This window comes from Klebsiella sp. 141240, from assembly GCF_050600805.1.
GTDB classification, from domain to species: domain Bacteria; phylum Pseudomonadota; class Gammaproteobacteria; order Enterobacterales; family Enterobacteriaceae; genus Klebsiella; species Klebsiella aerogenes.
In genome coordinates, this window is sequence record NZ_JAQIRK010000001.1 from 422623 (window position 1) to 439363 (window position 16741).

General features: G+C 54.6%; 19 protein-coding genes and 1 riboswitch. Of the genes, 11 read left to right on the plus strand and 8 right to left on the minus strand.

Features of this window, described 5'->3' with window-relative positions; genetic code table 11:
• The first annotated feature begins 9 nt into the window (after positions 1 to 9).
• From qseB to PGQ95_RS02010, 4 genes are all read left to right on the plus strand, one after another.
• Positions 10 to 669 (plus strand): quorum sensing response regulator transcription factor QseB, encoded by a 660-nt coding sequence (qseB, locus tag PGQ95_RS01995; protein ID WP_015369657.1) that lies wholly within the window; start codon positions 10 to 12, stop codon positions 667 to 669.
• Positions 666 to 2015, plus strand: coding sequence for a quorum sensing histidine kinase QseC (qseC, locus tag PGQ95_RS02000; RefSeq protein ID WP_430916833.1), 1350 nt, complete (start codon positions 666 to 668; stop codon positions 2013 to 2015). Before qseB ends, qseC begins: the two co-directional genes overlap by 4 nt.
• A gap of 106 nt (positions 2016 to 2121) precedes the next feature.
• Positions 2122 to 2703 carry an NAD(P)H-dependent oxidoreductase gene (locus tag PGQ95_RS02005; RefSeq protein ID WP_020077910.1) on the plus strand — a complete coding sequence of 194 codons (582 nt, stop codon included), beginning with the start codon at positions 2122 to 2124 and terminating at the stop codon, positions 2701 to 2703.
• A gap of 81 nt (positions 2704 to 2784) precedes the next feature.
• Positions 2785 to 3099 (plus strand): putative quinol monooxygenase, encoded by a 315-nt coding sequence (locus PGQ95_RS02010; protein ID WP_015369654.1) that lies wholly within the window; start codon positions 2785 to 2787, stop codon positions 3097 to 3099.
• A gap of 64 nt (positions 3100 to 3163) precedes the next feature.
• Here PGQ95_RS02010 and parE read toward each other — a convergent pair whose 3' ends face one another.
• Genes parE through nudF form a run of 5 tightly spaced genes read right to left on the minus strand, consistent with a single transcriptional unit; the run spans position 3164 to position 7570 of the window.
• Positions 3164 to 5059 (minus strand): DNA topoisomerase IV subunit B, encoded by a 1896-nt coding sequence (gene parE, locus PGQ95_RS02015; RefSeq protein ID WP_015369653.1) that lies wholly within the window; start codon positions 5057 to 5059, stop codon positions 3164 to 3166.
• Positions 5060 to 5089: 30 nt separating this feature from the next.
• A complete protein-coding gene (yqiA, locus tag PGQ95_RS02020; RefSeq protein ID WP_087859821.1) occupies positions 5090 to 5665 on the minus strand; it encodes an esterase YqiA in 576 nt (191 codons plus the stop codon).
• Positions 5665 to 6492 (minus strand): 3',5'-cyclic-AMP phosphodiesterase, encoded by an 828-nt coding sequence (gene cpdA, locus PGQ95_RS02025; protein WP_087859822.1) that lies wholly within the window; start codon positions 6490 to 6492, stop codon positions 5665 to 5667. The genes yqiA and cpdA overlap by 1 nt, the downstream gene beginning before the upstream one ends.
• Before the next feature lie 24 nt (positions 6493 to 6516).
• Positions 6517 to 6939 (minus strand): DUF1249 family protein, encoded by a 423-nt coding sequence (locus tag PGQ95_RS02030; protein ID WP_015703512.1) that lies wholly within the window; start codon positions 6937 to 6939, stop codon positions 6517 to 6519.
• 1 nt (position 6940) lies between these two features.
• On the minus strand, positions 6941 to 7570 hold the full coding sequence (nudF, locus tag PGQ95_RS02035) for an ADP-ribose diphosphatase (RefSeq protein WP_430916835.1): 630 nt from the start codon (positions 7568 to 7570) through the stop codon (positions 6941 to 6943).
• Positions 7571 to 7765: 195 nt separating this feature from the next.
• Here nudF and tolC point away from each other — a divergent pair, with 195 nt between their 5' ends.
• From tolC to PGQ95_RS02050, 3 genes are all read left to right on the plus strand, one after another.
• Positions 7766 to 9220 (plus strand): outer membrane channel protein TolC, encoded by a 1455-nt coding sequence (gene tolC, locus PGQ95_RS02040; RefSeq protein ID WP_087859823.1) that lies wholly within the window; start codon positions 7766 to 7768, stop codon positions 9218 to 9220.
• A 166-nt stretch (positions 9221 to 9386) separates the two neighbouring features.
• Positions 9387 to 10058: a DUF1190 family protein gene (locus PGQ95_RS02045; RefSeq protein WP_015369647.1), complete on the plus strand. Its 672-nt coding sequence runs from the start codon at positions 9387 to 9389 to the stop codon at positions 10056 to 10058.
• A 5-nt stretch (positions 10059 to 10063) separates the two neighbouring features.
• Positions 10064 to 11224, plus strand: a complete 1161-nt coding sequence (locus tag PGQ95_RS02050) for a glutathionylspermidine synthase family protein (protein ID WP_015703515.1) — start codon at positions 10064 to 10066, stop codon at positions 11222 to 11224.
• Between the two features lie 55 nt (positions 11225 to 11279).
• Here PGQ95_RS02050 and ygiD read toward each other — a convergent pair whose 3' ends face one another.
• Entirely contained in the window at positions 11280 to 12074 is a 795-nt protein-coding gene (gene ygiD / locus PGQ95_RS02055) for a 4,5-DOPA dioxygenase extradiol (RefSeq protein WP_087859824.1), read from the minus strand.
• Between the two features lie 205 nt (positions 12075 to 12279).
• Positions 12280 to 12933 carry a 3,4-dihydroxy-2-butanone-4-phosphate synthase gene (ribB, locus tag PGQ95_RS02060; RefSeq protein WP_015703517.1) on the minus strand — a complete coding sequence of 218 codons (654 nt, stop codon included), beginning with the start codon at positions 12931 to 12933 and terminating at the stop codon, positions 12280 to 12282.
• A 105-nt stretch (positions 12934 to 13038) separates the two neighbouring features.
• A riboswitch (FMN riboswitch) is annotated at positions 13039 to 13190 on the minus strand.
• Positions 13191 to 13317: 127 nt separating this feature from the next.
• Here ribB and ubiK point away from each other — a divergent pair.
• Positions 13318 to 13587 (plus strand): ubiquinone biosynthesis accessory factor UbiK, encoded by a 270-nt coding sequence (ubiK, locus tag PGQ95_RS02065; RefSeq protein WP_015369643.1) that lies wholly within the window; start codon positions 13318 to 13320, stop codon positions 13585 to 13587.
• A 194-nt stretch (positions 13588 to 13781) separates the two neighbouring features.
• Here the strand turns inward: ubiK and glgS are convergent, their stop codons facing one another.
• Positions 13782 to 13979 (minus strand): cell surface composition regulator GlgS, encoded by a 198-nt coding sequence (gene glgS / locus PGQ95_RS02070; protein WP_430916838.1) that lies wholly within the window; start codon positions 13977 to 13979, stop codon positions 13782 to 13784.
• Here glgS and PGQ95_RS02075 point away from each other — a divergent pair.
• The 3 genes from PGQ95_RS02075 (at position 13971) to PGQ95_RS02085 (ending at position 16726) form a co-directional block, all read left to right on the plus strand.
• Entirely contained in the window at positions 13971 to 14111 is a 141-nt protein-coding gene (locus PGQ95_RS02075) for a hypothetical protein (protein WP_430916840.1), read from the plus strand. The genes glgS and PGQ95_RS02075 overlap by 9 nt on opposite strands.
• Positions 14112 to 14349: 238 nt before the next feature.
• A complete protein-coding gene (locus PGQ95_RS02080) occupies positions 14350 to 14979 on the plus strand; it encodes an OB-fold-containig protein (protein WP_087859827.1) in 630 nt (209 codons plus the stop codon).
• 22 nt (positions 14980 to 15001) lie between these two features.
• Complete coding sequence (locus tag PGQ95_RS02085; RefSeq protein ID WP_228302292.1) at positions 15002 to 16726, plus strand: flotillin family protein; 1725 nt, start codon at positions 15002 to 15004, stop codon at positions 16724 to 16726.
• The last annotated feature ends 15 nt before the right edge of the window (positions 16727 to 16741 follow it).

Genomic DNA, 16741 nt, shown 5'->3' on the forward strand with positions numbered 1-16741 from the left:
GAGGGAAACATGCGCATATTATTGGTGGAAGATGACAAACTGATCGGTGACGGCATCAAAGCCGGGCTGAGCAAAATGGGCTTCAGCATCGACTGGTTCACCGCAGGCCAGGAGGGCAAAAACGCCTTATATAGCGCCCCTTATGACGCCGCGATACTTGACCTTACTCTCCCCGGCATTGACGGTCTCGATATTCTGCGCGAATGGCGCGATAAAGGCCGTAATGAACCCGTGCTGATCCTCACCGCCCGCGACGCGCTGAGCCAGCGGGTCGAAGGGCTACAGCTTGGCGCCGATGACTATCTGTGTAAACCCTTCGCCCTGATTGAGGTAGCGGCGCGTCTCGAGGCGCTGATCCGCCGCGCTCACGGCCAGAGCAGCAGCGAGCTACGCCACGGTAAGGTGACCCTCGACCCGAACCGCTTAACCGCCAGCCTCGACGGCGAAAGCCTGGCGCTAAAGCCGAAGGAGTTCGCCCTGCTGGAATTGCTTATGCGCAACGCCGGGCGCGTGTTGCCGCGTAAGCTTATCGAGGAAAAACTCTATAACTGGGACGACGAGGTCTCCAGTAACGCCGTGGAAGTTCACGTCCACCATCTGCGGCGCAAACTCGGCAGCGGTTTTATCCGTACCGTGCACGGCATCGGCTATACCTTGGGTGACGCATGAAGCGACTCGCCCGTTTAAGCCTGCGCCTGCGCCTGACGCTGCTGTTTGTCCTGCTAACCAGCGCCGCCTGGGGGATCGCCAGCGTTATCGCCTGGCAGCAGACCAGTGAAAAGCTGGATAAGCTGTTTGATACCCAACAACTGCTCTTCGCCCGCCGCCTGAGCGCGATGAATGTCGATGAGCTGCAGACGCGACCGGAGCAGATCCGCGAAAAGAAAAAAGTTAAACACGGCCATCTTGATGATGACGCGCTGGCCTTCGCTATCTTCACCCGCGACGGGAAAATGGTGCTTAACGATGGTGAAAACGGCGAAGACATTCAATGGGGCTCGCAGCGCGAAGGCTTCAGCGATGGCTACCTGCGCGGCGATGACGACCAATGGCGCTTCTTGTGGCTGACCACCGCTGACGGCCGCCATCGTATCGCCGTCGGTCAGGAGTGGGATTATCGCCGGGAAATGGCGATGGATATTGTGACCTCGCAGCTCACGCCGTGGCTGGTCGCGCTACCGCTGATGTTCGTGTTGCTCATCGTACTATTAAGCCGCGAGCTGGCGCCGTTGAAGAAACTGGCTCGCACCCTGCGCCAGCGCGCGCCGGACTCGGCGGAACGTCTGTCGGACGACAAAATCCCTTCAGAAGTTCGCCCGCTGGTCGATGCCCTGAACCAACTGTTCAGCCATACCCACGAAACCATGCTGCGCGAGCGCCGCTTTACCTCTGATGCCGCCCATGAGTTGCGCAGCCCGCTGGCGGCGCTGAAAGTGCAAACCGAAGTTGCCCAGCTTTCAATGGACGATCCTGAAGGTCGGGATAAAGCGTTGGCGCAATTACATCAGGGCATCGACCGCGCTACCCGACTGGTCGATCAATTACTTACGCTGTCGCGGTTGGATTCCCTGGCGCAACTGGATGACGTGCAGCCGGTCGCCATCGACGACCTGCTGCAGTCGGCGGTGATGGAGATGTATCACCACGCGCAGCAGTCCACCATTGAGCTACGCCTGCATCTGAATGCCAGCAATATCGTCCGTACCGGCCAGCCGCTGCTGCTAAGCCTACTGGTACGCAACCTGCTGGATAATGCCGTGCGCTATAGCCCGCGCGGTAGCCGGGTGGATATTACGCTTTCCGCCCGCGAGTTCCGGGTTCGCGACAATGGTCCAGGCATTAGTCCGCAAGCCCTGGCGCGCATTGGCGAGCGTTTTTATCGTCCGCCGGGCCAGGACGCCCCCGGCAGCGGATTAGGCTTATCGATCGTTCGCCGCATCGCCTCGCTGCACGGTATGCGGGTTGATTTTGCTAACGCGCGCGGCGGCGGCTTCGAGGCGCGCGTTTACTGGTAGCCGCATTATTGCCAAAAATGCAAAAGACTTTGCACATTTTGCTCATTTTACTGCCCCGCTTCGCGGGGTAAAATTGCCGACAAATTTAATAGATTGAGGGCAAAAAATGAGCAATATCCTGATTATCAACGGGGCGAAAAAATTCGCTCACTCTAATGGCCAATTAAACGACACCCTGACCGAGGTCGCGGATGGTTATCTGCGCGACGTCGGGCATGATGTTAAAATCGTCCGCGCGGAAAGCGAGTACGATGTAAAAGAAGAAGTGCAGAATTTCCTGTGGGCCGATGTGGTTATCTGGCAGATGCCGGGCTGGTGGATGGGCGCGCCGTGGACCGTGAAAAAGTACATGGATGACGTCTTCACCGAAGGCCATGGTTCTCTGTACGCCAGCGATGGCCGTACCCGCTCCGATGACAGCAAAAAATATGGCTCCGGCGGATTGATTCAAGGCAAACAGTACATGCTGTCGCTGACCTGGAATGCCCCGATGGAAGCCTTCACCGATAAAGATCAATTCTTCCACGGCGTCGGCGTTGATGGCGTTTACCTGCCGTTCCACAAAGCCAATCAGTTCCTTGGCATGAGCGCGATGCCGACCTTTATCGCCAACGACGTGATTAAAATGCCTGACGTTCCCCACGTCATCGCAGAATATCGCAAGCATCTGGCCGAGATTTTTGGTTAACTAGATGTCTACACTCGCTGTTATTCAAGTCACTAACCTTGAAGTATGGCGAGTTTACACACAGAAGGAGTTGAGTTAACCATGTTAACAGTGATTGCCGAAATTCGTACTCGTCCGGGCCAACACCACCGTCAGGCGGTACTGGATCAGTTCGCTAAAATTGTCCCAGTGGTACTGCAGGAAGAAGGCTGCCACGGCTACGCGCCGCTGGTTGACCACGCCGCCGGCGTGAGTTTCCAGACTTCCGCCCCGGATTCGATCGTCATGGTCGAGCAGTGGGAAAGCGTCGCGCATCTTGAAGCGCATCTGCAAACGCCGCACATGAAGGCTTACGCTGAAGCGGTCAAAGGCGACGTGCTGGAAACCAGCATCCGCATTCTGCAGGCTGGCGTATAAGCCCGGCAGAAGTAAAAAAGGGAGCCTCAGGCTCCCTTTTTCGCATCTGGCGGCTGACGTCGGCTTAGGCTTCGAGATCCGCCATATCGCCTTTTTCCTGCAGCCAATTGCGACGGTCTTCAGAACGCTTCTTGGCCAACAGCATATCCATCACCGCGGTCGTTTGCTGCTCGTCTTCATCGGTGATGATGAGCTGCACCAGGCGGCGGGTGTTCGGGTCGAGCGTGGTTTCACGTAGCTGCATCGGGTTCATCTCGCCCAGCCCTTTAAAGCGCTGTACGTTCGGCTTACCCTTCTTACGCTTCAACTGCTCCAGCACGCCGGCTTTTTCTTCTTCCGTCAGCGCGTAGTAAACCTCTTTACCCAGGTCGATACGATACAACGGCGGCAGCGCGACGTACACGTGACCCTCTTTCACCAGAGTACGGAAATGCTTCACGAACAGCGCGCACAGCAGGGTAGCGATGTGCAGACCATCCGAGTCGGCATCGGCGAGAATACAGATTTTACCGTAACGCAGCTGGCTTAAATCATCGCTATCCGGGTCGATACCAATCGCCACCGAAATGTCGTGCACCTCTTGCGAAGCGAGCACTTCATCGGAAGAGACTTCCCAGGTATTCAGGATCTTGCCTTTCAGCGGCATGATCGCCTGATATTCACGGTCGCGCGCCTGTTTCGCCGAACCGCCCGCAGAATCCCCTTCGACGAGGAACAGTTCGGTGCGGTTCAGGTCCTGCGCGGTGCAGTCCGCCAGCTTACCCGGCAGCGCCGGGCCGCTGGTGAGCTTTTTGCGCACCACTTTCTTGGCGGCGCGCAGGCGACGCTGAGCGCTGGAAATGGCCATTTCCGCCAGCAGCTCCGCAGCCTGTACGTTCTGATTCAGCCACAGGCTGAAGGCGTCTTTAACCACCCCGGAAACGAATGCCGCGCACTGACGCGACGACAGACGTTCTTTAGTCTGCCCGGCGAACTGCGGATCCTGCATTTTCACCGACAGTACGTACGCGCAGCGATCCCAGATATCTTCCGCCGACAGCTTCACGCCGCGCGGCAGAATATTGCGGTATTCGCAAAACTCGCGCATCGCGTCGAGCAACCCCTGACGCAGACCGTTAACGTGCGTACCGCCCTGCATGGTCGGGATCAGGTTCACGTAGCTTTCAGTCAGCAGTTCGCCGCCTTCCGGCAGCCACAGCAGCGCCCAATCCACCGCTTCCGTTTCGCCGGAGAAGTTACCGACAAACGGTTTTTCCGGCAGCAGCGGCAGGCCATTGACCGCCTCGCACAGATAATCATTAAGGCCGTCCGCATAGCACCAGCGCTGTTCGCTGTTGTTCACCTGGTCGCGGAAAACAATTTCCACGCCCGGGCACAGCACCGCTTTCGCTTTTAACAGGTGAGTTAGCCGCGAGACGGAGAAACGCGGGCTATCGAAGAAGCTTTCATCTGGCCAGAAATGGACGCTGGTCCCGGTGTTGCGTTTACCGCAGGTGCCGGTGACGCGCAGGTCTTCAACTTTTTCCCCGTTCTCAAAGGCGATGCTGTAGACCTGGCCATCGCGGCGCACGTTGACTTCCACGCGCTTAGACAAGGCGTTGACGACAGAAATCCCCACCCCATGCAGGCCGCCGGAGAACTGGTAGTTCTTGTTGGAAAACTTACCGCCCGCGTGCAGCCGACAAAGGATCAGCTCAACCGCCGGAACCCCTTCTTCCGGGTGGATATCAACCGGCATCCCGCGCCCGTCGTCGATAACTTCCAACGATTGATCGGCATGAAGGATGACCTCCACGCGTTTGGCGTGACCAGCCAGTGCTTCATCCACACTGTTATCAATAACTTCCTGACCAAGATGGTTAGGACGGGTTGTGTCGGTGTACATTCCCGGGCGGCGGCGAACCGGCTCAAGCCCGGTGAGTACCTCAATGGCATCAGCGTTATATGAAGATTGCGTCATGGTGTGTATTCGTAGGTCGTTCTGAACCGCTTAGCGCAGGCCCAGAAAATCGATAATCTGGGTGAAATGATCTTCAAAGCCAACAAATGCGTGATTACCGCCCTCCTCGACCGTTTGACGGCAGGAGGCGAAGTAGTCAACAGCCTGGCGGTAATCAAGCACTTCATCGCCCGTTTGCTGCAATAACCAGATAAGGTCAGGCGCTTCCAGCGGGTCGATATGCATGACTTTAAGATCGTAAATATGGCGAGACTCTAGCACATATTGCTGCCCGGTGTACGGATTCTCATTGGGGCCAAGAAAATTGTTCAGCAGTTCAAATGGCCTCACCGCCGGGTTAATCACCACCGCCGGCAGCATAAAACATTGCGACAGCCAGGTGGCGTAGTAGCCGCCCAATGACGACCCCACCACGCCTAACGGCTCGCCGCCGTGCTCCAGCACGATAGCTTCCAGCATCTCTGCCGCCTGCGCCGGGAAAGCAGGCAGTTCCGGCACCACCATGTTAATTTCCGGGTGCTGCTGCGTCAGCCACGTTTTCAGCGCCGTCGCTTTTGCCGAGCGCGGCGAGCTGTTAAATCCGTGCAGATAAAGAAGAGTAGACATCAGTATCCTTCTGAAGCGATATCCGGGTGAAACTCGGCGCCGCTGAGACGACAGACTTCAGTCGTCAACGCGCCATCGGGATGCAGCTCAAGCCAGCGCCAGCCAGGAGAGACGGTATCGAGGGTGAAATTAGCGCAGTGCGGCTTAAACTGTACGCAGGTCGATGGCGTCGCCATCATCCGCCGCCCGTTCCAGTCGAGATCCAGCTCCTGGTGAATATGGCCACACAGCAGGTGCTTAACCCGCGGATAGTTGCTCAGGATGTGATCTAACGCGCCGGCGTTGCGCAGGCTATGCTGATCGAGCCAGCTACAGCCCGCCGGCAGCGGATGATGATGCAGTAACAGCAGCGTGTAGCGCTCAGGTTCCGCATTCAATTGATGCTCAAGCCACTCCAGTTGGAAATCGCTCAGCTCGCCGTGAGGCACGCCAAAGACCTGGCTGTCCAGCAGCAGGATTTGCCAATGGTCGCCCAACAGGACGCGTTTTGCGGGGGAGATGCCGGCATCGTGCAGCGTGCTGTACATCGCCGGCTGGAAATCATGGTTTCCCGGCAGCCAGACGCAGGGTGCGGCAAAGCTCGCGATGCCTTCAGCGAAATGCTGATAGGCCGCGGCAGAGTGGTCTTGCGCCAGATCGCCTGTTGCTACAATCAGGTCGCATTCACGCTGTGAGGCATGTATCGCATCCAATACAGCCTGATAACTTTCCCAGGTATTGATACCCAACAGCGTTTCATGTTTTTCAGCAAACAGGTGAGTATCAGTAATTTGTAATATCCTGACTCTGGCCTCACCAGCCAGAGGTAGGTTTAACAGGCTTTCCAAATGGTGTCCTTAGGTTTCACGACGCTAACAAACCGGAATCGCCATCGCTCCATGTGCTAAACAGTAACGCAGCCAGTCGGCCAGAAACTGATTAATTTGATGCTTTTCGTCGCGTTGATGCAACTTTTTATTAGGATAATCATATCTCGCTTTGAAGCGAAAAATCTGCTGACTTGAACACACTTCAGCCACCATGGCGTCGTGGTACAGGCGCACCGTCATTGACGGCAGGCTCCAGTAGCTCACCGCAGGCATAGTCTGTTCTATTGTCACTAATGTAGTGTAGCGGGTCGATTCGACCACCGTTAATCGGTATTGCGCCGCACCCACCTGATAGTTCGCCATATCGCCAACCGCCTCAGTGCGAGGCAACAGGCGGCGCAGCTGGGCGAAATTGGTTTCGCACAGGCGCATCATTTCCGGGAAGTCAGGTGTATAACGCTTCATATTATTTCCACTCGTTTCGTAAGCTATGATAATGCAGCTGCAGCCATTGCAGGGCGATGACAGAAGCTGCGTTGTCGATTTTCCCCTCTTCTACCCACTGGTAAGCCAGTTCCCGGCTCACCACATGCACCCGAATATCCTCGTTTTCTTCGGCCAGGCCGTGAATGCCTTTTGCCGTCGATGCATCAACTTCGCCCACCAGGATCGATAACCGCTCGCTGGTGCCGCCTGGGCTTGCCAGATAGCTTAATATTGGTTTGGTGCGCCCAACTTCAAGCCCGGCCTCTTCCAGCGCTTCCCGGCGGGCGACATCTTCTACCGTTTCGCCTTCTTCTATCATCCCGGCGACCATTTCCAGCAGCCACGGGCTCTCGCTGGTATCATAGGCGGCAATGCGGATCTGTTCGACCAGCACAACTTCATCGCGTACCGGGTCAAAGGGTAGCAAGACCGCGGCGTGCCCGCGCTCAAAAATTTCGCGGGTAACCTCGCCGCTCATCCCGCCGTTAAACAGGCGATGGCGAAAACGATACAAATCGAGCGAAAAAAAACCGCGATAAAGCGTTTCGCGTGCAATAATTTCTACATCGTTTTTAGAGAAGGTAATTCCCTGCTGATTGGGTTTGCTCATTGTCTGTGTCCTGCTCATCCGAAAGTAGGGATTTATAGGCCGTTTGGCTACCGTTTTACAGCCTGTATGTTAGATTGGTGCAAATTACCGCCCTATGGCACGTAACGCCAACTTTTTACGGCGACAGAGTCGATACAATCAGCGATTATTTTTAGAATTTGAGTAGCGCTAAATGCTTCACAACAAGGAATGCAAATGAAGAAACTTTTTCCCATCCTTATCGGCCTGGGCCTGACTGGCTTCAGCGCCATGAGCCAGGCAGAGAACCTGTTGCAGGTTTATCAGCAGGCGCGTATTAGCAACCCTGATCTGCGTAAATCGGCAGCCGATCGCGATGCTGCATTCGAAAAAATCAACGAAGCGCGAAGCCCATTACTGCCGCAACTCGGTCTGGGCGCGGATTATACCTATACCAGCGGATTCCGTGATTACAAAGACCGGAACTCCAACGTCACCAGCGGTTCACTGCAGTTAACGCAAACCCTGTTCGATATGTCGAAATGGCGCGCGCTGACCCTGCAGGAAAAAACGGCGGGCATTCAGGATGTCACCTATCAGACTGACCAGCAAACGCTGATTCTGAATACCGCGACGGCTTACTTTAAAGTTCTGGCCGCTATCGATACGCTCTCCTATACCGAAGCCCAGAAACAGGCCATCTACCGCCAGTTGGATCAAACCACCCAGCGTTTTAACGTGGGCCTGGTCGCCATCACCGACGTGCAGAACGCCCGCTCGCAATATGACGCCGTGTTGGCAAATGAAGTGACCGCGCGTAACGACCTCGACAACGCCGTTGAAGAGCTGCGTCAGGTCACCGGCAACTACTATCCGGAACTGGCGTCGCTGAACGTTAATGGTTTCAAAACCAACAAACCGCAGGCGGTGAACGCGCTGCTGAAGGAAGCGGAAAACCGCAACCTGTCGCTGCTGCAGGCGCGTCTGAACCAGGATCTGGCGCGTGAGCAGATTCGCCAGGCGCAGGATGGTCATTTACCTACTCTTGATTTGAACGCTTCCACCAGTGTCTCTAATAACCGTTACAGCGGTTCCAAAAACATCTCCCCGGACGCTGATATCGGGCAAAACACAGTCGGCCTGAACTTCACCCTGCCGCTGTATCAGGGCGGGATGGTTAACTCACAGGTGAAACAGGCGCAGTACAACTTCGTCGGCGCCAGCGAGCAGCTGGAAAGCGCGCACCGCAGCGTGGTGCAGACCGTGCGTTCGTCGTTTAACAACGTGAACGCCTCCATCAGCAGCATCAACGCCTACAAACAGGCGGTGGTCTCTGCGCAGAGCTCCCTGGATGCGATGGAAGCGGGTTATTCGGTGGGTACGCGTACCATCGTTGATGTGTTGGATGCAACCACCACGCTGTACAACGCCAAGCAGCAGCTCTCCAACGCCCGTTATAACTACCTGATCAACGAGCTGAACATTAAGTCTGCTCTTGGTACGCTGAACGAGCAGGATCTGATTGCGCTGAACAACACGCTGGGTAAAGCGATTCCGACTTCACCAGACAGCGTCGCGCCGGAAAACCCGCAGCAGGACGCCGCTGCTGACGGTTATGCGAACACCGCCTCCGCACAGCCGGCTGCCGCCCGTACGACGAAGACCAGCGGTTCCAATCCGTTTAGTCACTAATCGTTGAACGTGATTACGCCTCGTCTGGCCTTCGGCTCAGGCGGGGCGTAAAACGTAAGACAACGTAAAGACCCCCGCTTTTCCCCTCTTTCGCTTCATTTTCCACCACTCATACTCTATCCTGAGCGTTGACAAACGCACTACCACTGGGTCCTGGAAGACAAATATGAAACGGACAAAAAATATTAATCATGCGTCGTTCCGCAAAAGCTGGAGCGCTCGCCACCTGACGCCGGTCGCCCTTGCCGTCACCGCCGTCTTTATGCTCGCCGGTTGCGAAAAAACTGACGAGACGGTTTCTCTGTATCAGAACGCCGATGACTGCTCCGCGGCTAACCCAAGCAAAGCCGCAGAGTGCACCACCGCCTACAATAACGCGGTGAAAGAAGCCGCGCGCACCGCGCCGAAATACGCCAGCCGTGAAGACTGTGTCGCCGAGTTCGGCGAAGGCCAATGCCAGCAGGCGCCGGCTCAGGCGGGCGTCGCCCCGGAAAACCAGGCGCAGGCGCAAAGCAGCGGCAGCTTCTGGATGCCGCTGATGGCCGGTTACATGATGGGCCGCCTGATGGGCGGCGGCATGGCCGCGCAGCAGCCGCTGTTTAGTTCGAAAAACCCGGCCAGCCCGGCCTACGGCCAGTACACCGATGCCAGCGGTAAGAGTTACGGCGCGGCGCAACCGGGTCGTACCATGAACGTGCCGAAAACCGCGATGGCGCCGAAGCCGGCCACCACGACGACCGTCACCCGCGGCGGTTTTGGCGAATCCGTTGCTAAGCAATCGACGATGCAGCGTAGCGCCGCGGGCTCCAGCTCCTCTTCACGCTCGATGGGCGGTTAAGCGGCATGGAAAGAATCAGCATTACCGAGCGCCCGGACTGGCGCGAGAAAGCGACCGAGTATGGCTTCAATTTTCACACCATGTACGGCGAGCCGTACTGGAGCGAAGAGGCCTACTACAAGCTGACGCTGGCGCAGGTTGAAAAGCTCGAAGCGGTCACCGCCGAGCTGCATCAAATGTGTCTACAGGTCGTTGAGAAAGTGATCGCCAGCGACGAGCTGATGACCAAATTCCGCATCCCTAAACACACCTGGGGCTTTGTGCGTCAGTCGTGGAAAACCAACCAGCCGTCGCTGTACTCGCGTCTGGATCTGGCCTGGGATGGCGTGGGCGAGCCGAAGCTGCTGGAGAACAACGCGGATACGCCAACCTCGCTATATGAAGCAGCGTTCTTTCAATGGATCTGGCTGGAAGATCAGCTTAACGCCGGTAATCTGCCTGCCGACAGCGATCAGTTCAACAGCCTGCAGGAAAAACTGATTGAACGCTTCGGCGAGCTGCGTGAACAGTTTGGCTTCCAGCTGCTGCATATGGCCTGCTGCCGCGATACCGTTGAAGACCGCGGCACCGTGCAATATCTGCAGGACTGCGCGGCAGAAGCGGGCGTCGCCACCGAGTTCTTGTATATCGAAGATATCGGTCTTGGCGAGAAAGGCCAGTTTACCGATTTGCAGGATCAGGTCATCGGCAATCTGTTCAAGCTTTATCCGTGGGAATTTATGCTGCGCGAGATGTTCTCCACCAAGCTGGAAGACGCCGGCGTACGCTGGCTGGAGCCAGCGTGGAAGAGCATTATCTCCAACAAGGCGCTGCTGCCGATGCTGTGGGAAATGTTCCCCAACCACCCTAACCTGTTGGCGGCTTACTTCAGCGAAGATAACCATCCGCAGCTTGAGAAGTACGTCATTAAGCCGATTTTCTCCCGCGAAGGCGCTAACGTGTCGATCGTTGAAAATGGCAAAGTGGTGGAAGCAGTGGAAGGCCCATACGGGGAAGAAGGCACTATCGTGCAGGAGTTTTATCCGCTGCCGAAATTTGGCGATAGCTATACGCTGATTGGCAGCTGGCTTATTAACGACCAGCCTGCCGGGATCGGCATTCGTGAAGATCGGGCGCTGATCACCCAGGATCTTTCGCGTTTCTATCCGCACATTTTCGTCGAATAACGGCAAACCCCGGCGACCTGAGTGGCCGGGGTTTTTTCATGTGCGATAGCTGCCGTTACGCGGCGCCCACCACCACCGACAGCATACTTAGCGACCCCATCTCCATCCCTTCGACCGGGATCGTTATCGGCTCTTCGCCATCCCACGCCCCCAGAATATAGAGCAGCGGCAGGAAGTGCTCAGCCGTTGGGTTAGAGAGCGATCCGCCTTCGTGGCTTAAATAGTTCACCAGCGGATGCGCGTCGACCGGCCCTTTCCAGGTTAAATTCGCTTTCACATAGTCGTTAAACGACTCGGCCCACGGATACGGCGTACTTTCGCCATGCCAGCGCGCGGTGCGCAGGTTATGTACCACGTTGCCGCTCGCCACCAGCATAATGCCTTCATCACGCAGCGACGCCAGCTTACGCCCCATCTCCAGATGCCACGCCGCGGGCTTGGTGCTATCGATACTTAACTGAACCATGGGAATATCGGCATCAGGGTACATTTTGATCAGCACGCCCCACGAACCGTGGTCAAAACCCCACGCCTCTTTATCGAGGGCAACGGGTACCGGCGCCAGCAGATCAACCAGATGCTGCGCCAGCTCCGGCGATCCCGGCGCAGGGTAGTGCGTATCGTATAAGGCCTGCGGGAAACCGCCAAAATCATGAATGGTTTTCGGCGCTTCCATCGCCGTCACGCCCGTCCCGCGGGTAAACCAGTGCGCGGAGATAACCACGATAGCCTTTGGACGCGGCAGCGTTTCGCCGAGATGACGCCAGGCGCGGGTATAAATATTATCTTCCAGCACGTTCATCGGGCTACCATGGCCTAAAAACAACGCTGGCATACGGGTACGGGACATGATGGTATCCTTCAGTAGGGAGTATTTGATTCCTTCACATTACGCGCTTTTAGCCGCAGATAAACTCAGATAAGCGTGATGATCATCATCAGAAAATTTGAAGGTGAAAAATATCTCCCATTTACCCGCAGAGAAAGCATATTAGCTCGCCCCAGAAACAACAAAGCCCACCGTAAAGTGGGCTTGTCATCAAAGCAGCGGCAACTTAGCTGGCTTTGCGATCGTGCTCGCGGCGGTAAGCCACCAGGTCTTCAATGGTGACCACGGCCATGTTGTGCTGCTGAGCGAACTTGATGCACTCCGGCGCGCGCGCCATGGTGCCATCGTCGTTAGTCAGTTCACAGAGTACGCCTGCCGGTTTAAAGCCCGCAAGGGTCACCAGGTCGATGGTCGCTTCAGTGTGGCCGCCGCGGGTCATTACGCCGCCAGGCTGCGCGCGCAGCGGGAAGACGTGGCCCGGACGGTTGAGATCGGAAGGTTTCGCGCCATCGGCAATGGCGGCGCGCACGGTCGTGATGCGGTCAGCGGCGGATACGCCGGTGGTCACGCCTTCTGCCGCTTCAATGGTGACGGTAAAGCCGGTGCCGTAGGCGCTGGTGTTGTTCTCAACCATCATTGGCAGGTCAAGCTGCTTGCGGCGGTCTTCGGTCAGGCACAGGCAGACAATACCGCTGCCGTGACGAATGGTCAGCGCCATTTGCTCAACGGTCATGGTTTCGGCGGCGAAGATCATATCGCCTTCGTTTTCACGGTCTTCATCATCAAGCACCATCACACCGCGGCCTTCGCGCAGTGCGTCTAAAGCGTGTTCCACACGTTCAAAAGCGGTACCAAAAGAAGAAAGGAGCGTCTGATTCATGGTAAAAAAACCTCATTAAAATTATGGTTACCAGAATCAGGGCAGTCTTAGGAGTGCCGGTTTAGCGGCAAAAGTCAACGCAAGCGGATCGTAACCCGACTGAGCCGTTACTCTCTCCCATCCGGACTTTAACCGTCGGCCCCGGAATTACACCGGATCTGCTGACCTTCCCGTTTTCACAGGAAGCGCTCGCGGGCTTTCAACGCATAGGTTGATTTACCGCCGGTGGGGAATTTCGCCCCGCCCTGAGAATAAGCGAGATAACTATAACGCCATTAACTATCTTCATCAATGGCTACTCGCTATACATCTGACATTTGTGGTTTATAGGCGCTCCCGTTCGCACTACAATGAACGCTAACTAGACCAGTGCAGGAATCCGCCATGATTGACCCGAAAAAAATTGAACAAATCGCCCGCCAGGTCCATGAATCGATGCCGAAAGGCCTTCGCGATCTTGGAGATGACGTAGAAAAGAAAATCCGCCAGGTACTGCAATCGCAGTTAACTCGCCTGGATTTGGTCAGCCGCGAAGAGTTCGATGTGCAAACACAGGTTCTGCTGCGCACCCGCGAAAAGCTGGCTTTACTTGAGCAGCGCATTAGCGATCTGGAAAGCCGCTCAGCTGCCCCGAAGAGCGAAGAACAGCAATAAAAAACGGGCCTGATGGCCCGTTTGAGATTGATGACAAATCTCATGCAACCTTTGCACTTACAGATTGCAGCAGATGAAAAACATGGAAAATCAATTTATTGATTTTCGGCTGATAACCACAAAGAAGGAAAAACCACGCTTTTTCCTTCTTTGTCAGCAGTCTGACGGGCCTGATGGCCCGTTTTCATTTTGCTTTAGTGCTCTAACTCGACCGTGCTATTCACCTGGCGACAATAAAGCTCATAGCGCTGGCAAAACCATTCACGATGTTCCTCATCCATATTGCCGACAATAGCCTGAAGATCAACCGAGTGGCCCTGTGCGTGCATCCTGGCGAAACTACGTGCCAGAAAATCGAAGTTCTTCATAGAATACATATCGTTATGGTTCATCCGCATACTCCTTCAGCCGTTGGCGTTCTGATTGGTCATATGCCTTTTACTAGCTTCAGTATTTACGCTTACCTTAACGTAATTTGTACGAAAAATGCGCTTAACAAGATTATTTATTGCGCTAAATCATAAACACCATCATTAGATCTAAAAATGTGATCTCACGCTCTGTTGCGGGTTTCCTCACATTCTGTCGACGCCCCCCTCTGACACCATTCAGCACAATAATTTATGCCACTAAATATTTTCCTAAATATAAAAAACACGATGAGTAATGACGTTATGATCTATTTTATTTTCCAGTTTATTGATAAAGTTAATTTCGGCGATGAGATTTTTATTTGCAATACTTCCGTGAATAAGGAGAGCCATGGATTTACTTTCCGAATACAACAACCCTTATCTATTTGCTTTATCATTTGTCATAATGATTGGATTGTTAGAAATCATCTCTCTTATTTTTGGACATCTATTATCCACCGTTATTGATGCTCACTTGATTCATTTCGAATCGTTATCCTCCGGCAATATAGGACAGGCACTTCATTATCTAAATATAGGGCGAATTCCGGCGCTGATTGTTCTCTGCCTGCTCGCGGGTTATTTTGCTTTTTTTGGGATCATCGCCCAACACGTAACGGTCAACCTCACCCACTCACCTTTGAGTAATATGCTGTTAGCCCCTATCTGCTTGTTGTTAGCAGGTATCGCAGTACATTACACAGGAAAGACGATCGCCCCCTGGCTGCCTCGGGATGAAACGACGGCAATAACGGAAGATGATTTTATTGGCAACATGGCAATTATCACCGGCCATAGTGCTAAACATGGTTGGCCATGCGAAGGGAAATTCACCGATAAATTTGGCCAAACGCATTACTTATTACTGGAGCCAGAGGAAGGCAAAGAGTTTAAAAAAGGGGATCGCGTTCTTATCGTTCTCAGGCTGACCCCAACACGGTACCTGGCCGAACTGAATCCCTGGCCACATATTTTATAATTTATAAAAAGGAGATTTTTTCATGGATAGCTTGAGCAATTTATTGCCCTCGTGGATGTTTACTTCCGGCATCGCGGTAATAATCCTATTAATCATCGGTATTATTTTCGCCAGACTCTATCGTCGGGCTTCAGCAGAACAAGCGTTTGTCCGGACAGGGCTTGGTGGGTTAAAAGTGGTGATGAGCGGCGGGGCTATCTCAATGCCTATTTTCCACGAAATCATTCCGATCAATATGAACACGCTGAAACTTGAGGTTAGCCGTTCCAGCGCCGATAGCCTTATCACCAAGGATCGCATGCGCGTGGATGTCGTCGTCGCCTTCTTCGTCAGAGTGAAGCCCTCCGAGGAAGGCATCGCGACCGCGGCGCAAACGCTGGGCCAGCGTACATTATCACCGGAGGATCTGCGCATTTTGGTCGAGGATAAATTCGTTGATGCCCTGCGCGCTACGGCAGCGCAGATGACCATGCATGAGTTACAAGATACCCGTGAAAACTTCGTGCAGGGTGTGCAAAACACCGTTGCCGAGGACTTATCCAAAAACGGCCTGGAATTAGAAAGCGTCTCGTTAACCAACTTCAACCAAACGTCCAAAGAACATTTCAATCCCAATAACGCCTTTGATGCCGAAGGCTTAACAAAACTCACTCAGGAGACGGAACGCCGTCGGCGCGAACGTAATGAAGTTGAGCAAGACGTTGAAGTCGCTGTGCGGGAAAAAAACCGCGATGCGCTGGCGCGTAAACTCGAGATTGAACAACAAGAATCCTTCATGACGCTTGAGCAGGAACAGCAGGTGAAAACCCGTACCGCTGAGCAAAACGCTAAAATTGCCGCCTTTGAAGCTGAACGCCACCGTGAAGCTGAGCAAACGCGTATCCAGGCTGAGCGTCAGATCCAGGAAAGCGAAATTGAACGTGAGCAGATTGTGCGCACGAAAAAAGTGGAAGCCGAGCGGGAAATCCGCATTAAAGAAATTGAGCAACAGCAAGCGACGGAAATTGCAAACCAGACGAAGTCTATCGCCATCGCCGCAAAATCAGAACAGCAGTCTCAGGCGGAAGCGCGGGCTAACGAAGCATTAGCCGCTGCCGTTAAAGCGCAGCAAAATGTTGAAACCACGCGACAGACCGCGGAAGCCGACCGTGCAAAACAGGTTGCATTAATCGCCGCCGCGCAGGATGCAGAAACTCAGGCTGTCGAATTAACCGTACGGGCAAAAGCGGAAAAAGAGGCCGCTGAGCTGCAGGCAGCGGCCATCGTCGAACTGGCGGAGGCAACCAAGAAAAAAGGTCTGGCGGAAGCAGAAGCGCAACGCGCGCTCAACGATGCCATTAACGTATTGTCCGATGAGCAAACCAGCCTGAAGTTCAAACTGGCGCTGCTGCAATCGCTGCCAGCGGTTATCGAGAAATCTGTTGAACCGATGAAATCGATCGAAGGTATCAAGATTATTCAGGTCGACGGTCTCAACCGTAGCGGAAATGCGGAAAATACCGGCGTAAGCGCAAGCGGCGGCAATCTGGCAGAGCAGGCCCTATCGGCGGCGCTAACCTACCGCGCCCAGGCGCCGCTAATTGATTCACTGCTGAATGAAGTTGGCCTTTCAGGATCTTCTTTAGCTTCGCTGGCAGCGCCATTAACCGCGTCGATACCCGAAACCGCGCCGACAAACGAAGCAACGCACTTCATTGCCGTTCCGCAAAATCAACCCTCTCAGCCATCTACGATCCCGGCCGAATAAAAAGCGCCCCCTATA

What these genes read in the sequence shown, in the direction of transcription:
- qseB (WP_015369657.1), top strand. Translation starts at nt 10, where the DNA reads ATGCGCATATTATTGGTGGAAGATGACAAACTGATCGGTGACGGCATC.
- qseC (WP_430916833.1), top strand. Translation starts at nt 666, where the DNA reads ATGAAGCGACTCGCCCGTTTAAGCCTGCGCCTGCGCCTGACGCTGCTG.
- PGQ95_RS02005 (WP_020077910.1), top strand. Translation starts at nt 2,122, where the DNA reads ATGAGCAATATCCTGATTATCAACGGGGCGAAAAAATTCGCTCACTCT.
- PGQ95_RS02010 (WP_015369654.1), top strand. Translation starts at nt 2,785, where the DNA reads ATGTTAACAGTGATTGCCGAAATTCGTACTCGTCCGGGCCAACACCAC.
- parE (WP_015369653.1), bottom strand. Translation starts at nt 5,059, where the DNA reads ATGACGCAATCTTCATATAACGCTGATGCCATTGAGGTACTCACCGGG.
- yqiA (WP_087859821.1), bottom strand. Translation starts at nt 5,665, where the DNA reads ATGTCTACTCTTCTTTATCTGCACGGATTTAACAGCTCGCCGCGCTCG.
- PGQ95_RS02030 (WP_015703512.1), bottom strand. Translation starts at nt 6,939, where the DNA reads ATGAAGCGTTATACACCTGACTTCCCGGAAATGATGCGCCTGTGCGAA.
- nudF (WP_430916835.1), bottom strand. Translation starts at nt 7,570, where the DNA reads ATGAGCAAACCCAATCAGCAGGGAATTACCTTCTCTAAAAACGATGTA.
- tolC (WP_087859823.1), top strand. Translation starts at nt 7,766, where the DNA reads ATGAAGAAACTTTTTCCCATCCTTATCGGCCTGGGCCTGACTGGCTTC.
- PGQ95_RS02045 (WP_015369647.1), top strand. Translation starts at nt 9,387, where the DNA reads ATGAAACGGACAAAAAATATTAATCATGCGTCGTTCCGCAAAAGCTGG.
- PGQ95_RS02050 (WP_015703515.1), top strand. Translation starts at nt 10,064, where the DNA reads ATGGAAAGAATCAGCATTACCGAGCGCCCGGACTGGCGCGAGAAAGCG.
- ygiD (WP_087859824.1), bottom strand. Translation starts at nt 12,074, where the DNA reads ATGTCCCGTACCCGTATGCCAGCGTTGTTTTTAGGCCATGGTAGCCCG.
- ribB (WP_015703517.1), bottom strand. Translation starts at nt 12,933, where the DNA reads ATGAATCAGACGCTCCTTTCTTCTTTTGGTACCGCTTTTGAACGTGTG.
- ubiK (WP_015369643.1), top strand. Translation starts at nt 13,318, where the DNA reads ATGATTGACCCGAAAAAAATTGAACAAATCGCCCGCCAGGTCCATGAA.
- PGQ95_RS02075 (WP_430916840.1), top strand. Translation starts at nt 13,971, where the DNA reads ATGGTTCATCCGCATACTCCTTCAGCCGTTGGCGTTCTGATTGGTCAT.
- glgS (WP_430916838.1), bottom strand. Translation starts at nt 13,979, where the DNA reads ATGAACCATAACGATATGTATTCTATGAAGAACTTCGATTTTCTGGCA.
- PGQ95_RS02080 (WP_087859827.1), top strand. Translation starts at nt 14,350, where the DNA reads ATGGATTTACTTTCCGAATACAACAACCCTTATCTATTTGCTTTATCA.
- PGQ95_RS02085 (WP_228302292.1), top strand. Translation starts at nt 15,002, where the DNA reads ATGGATAGCTTGAGCAATTTATTGCCCTCGTGGATGTTTACTTCCGGC.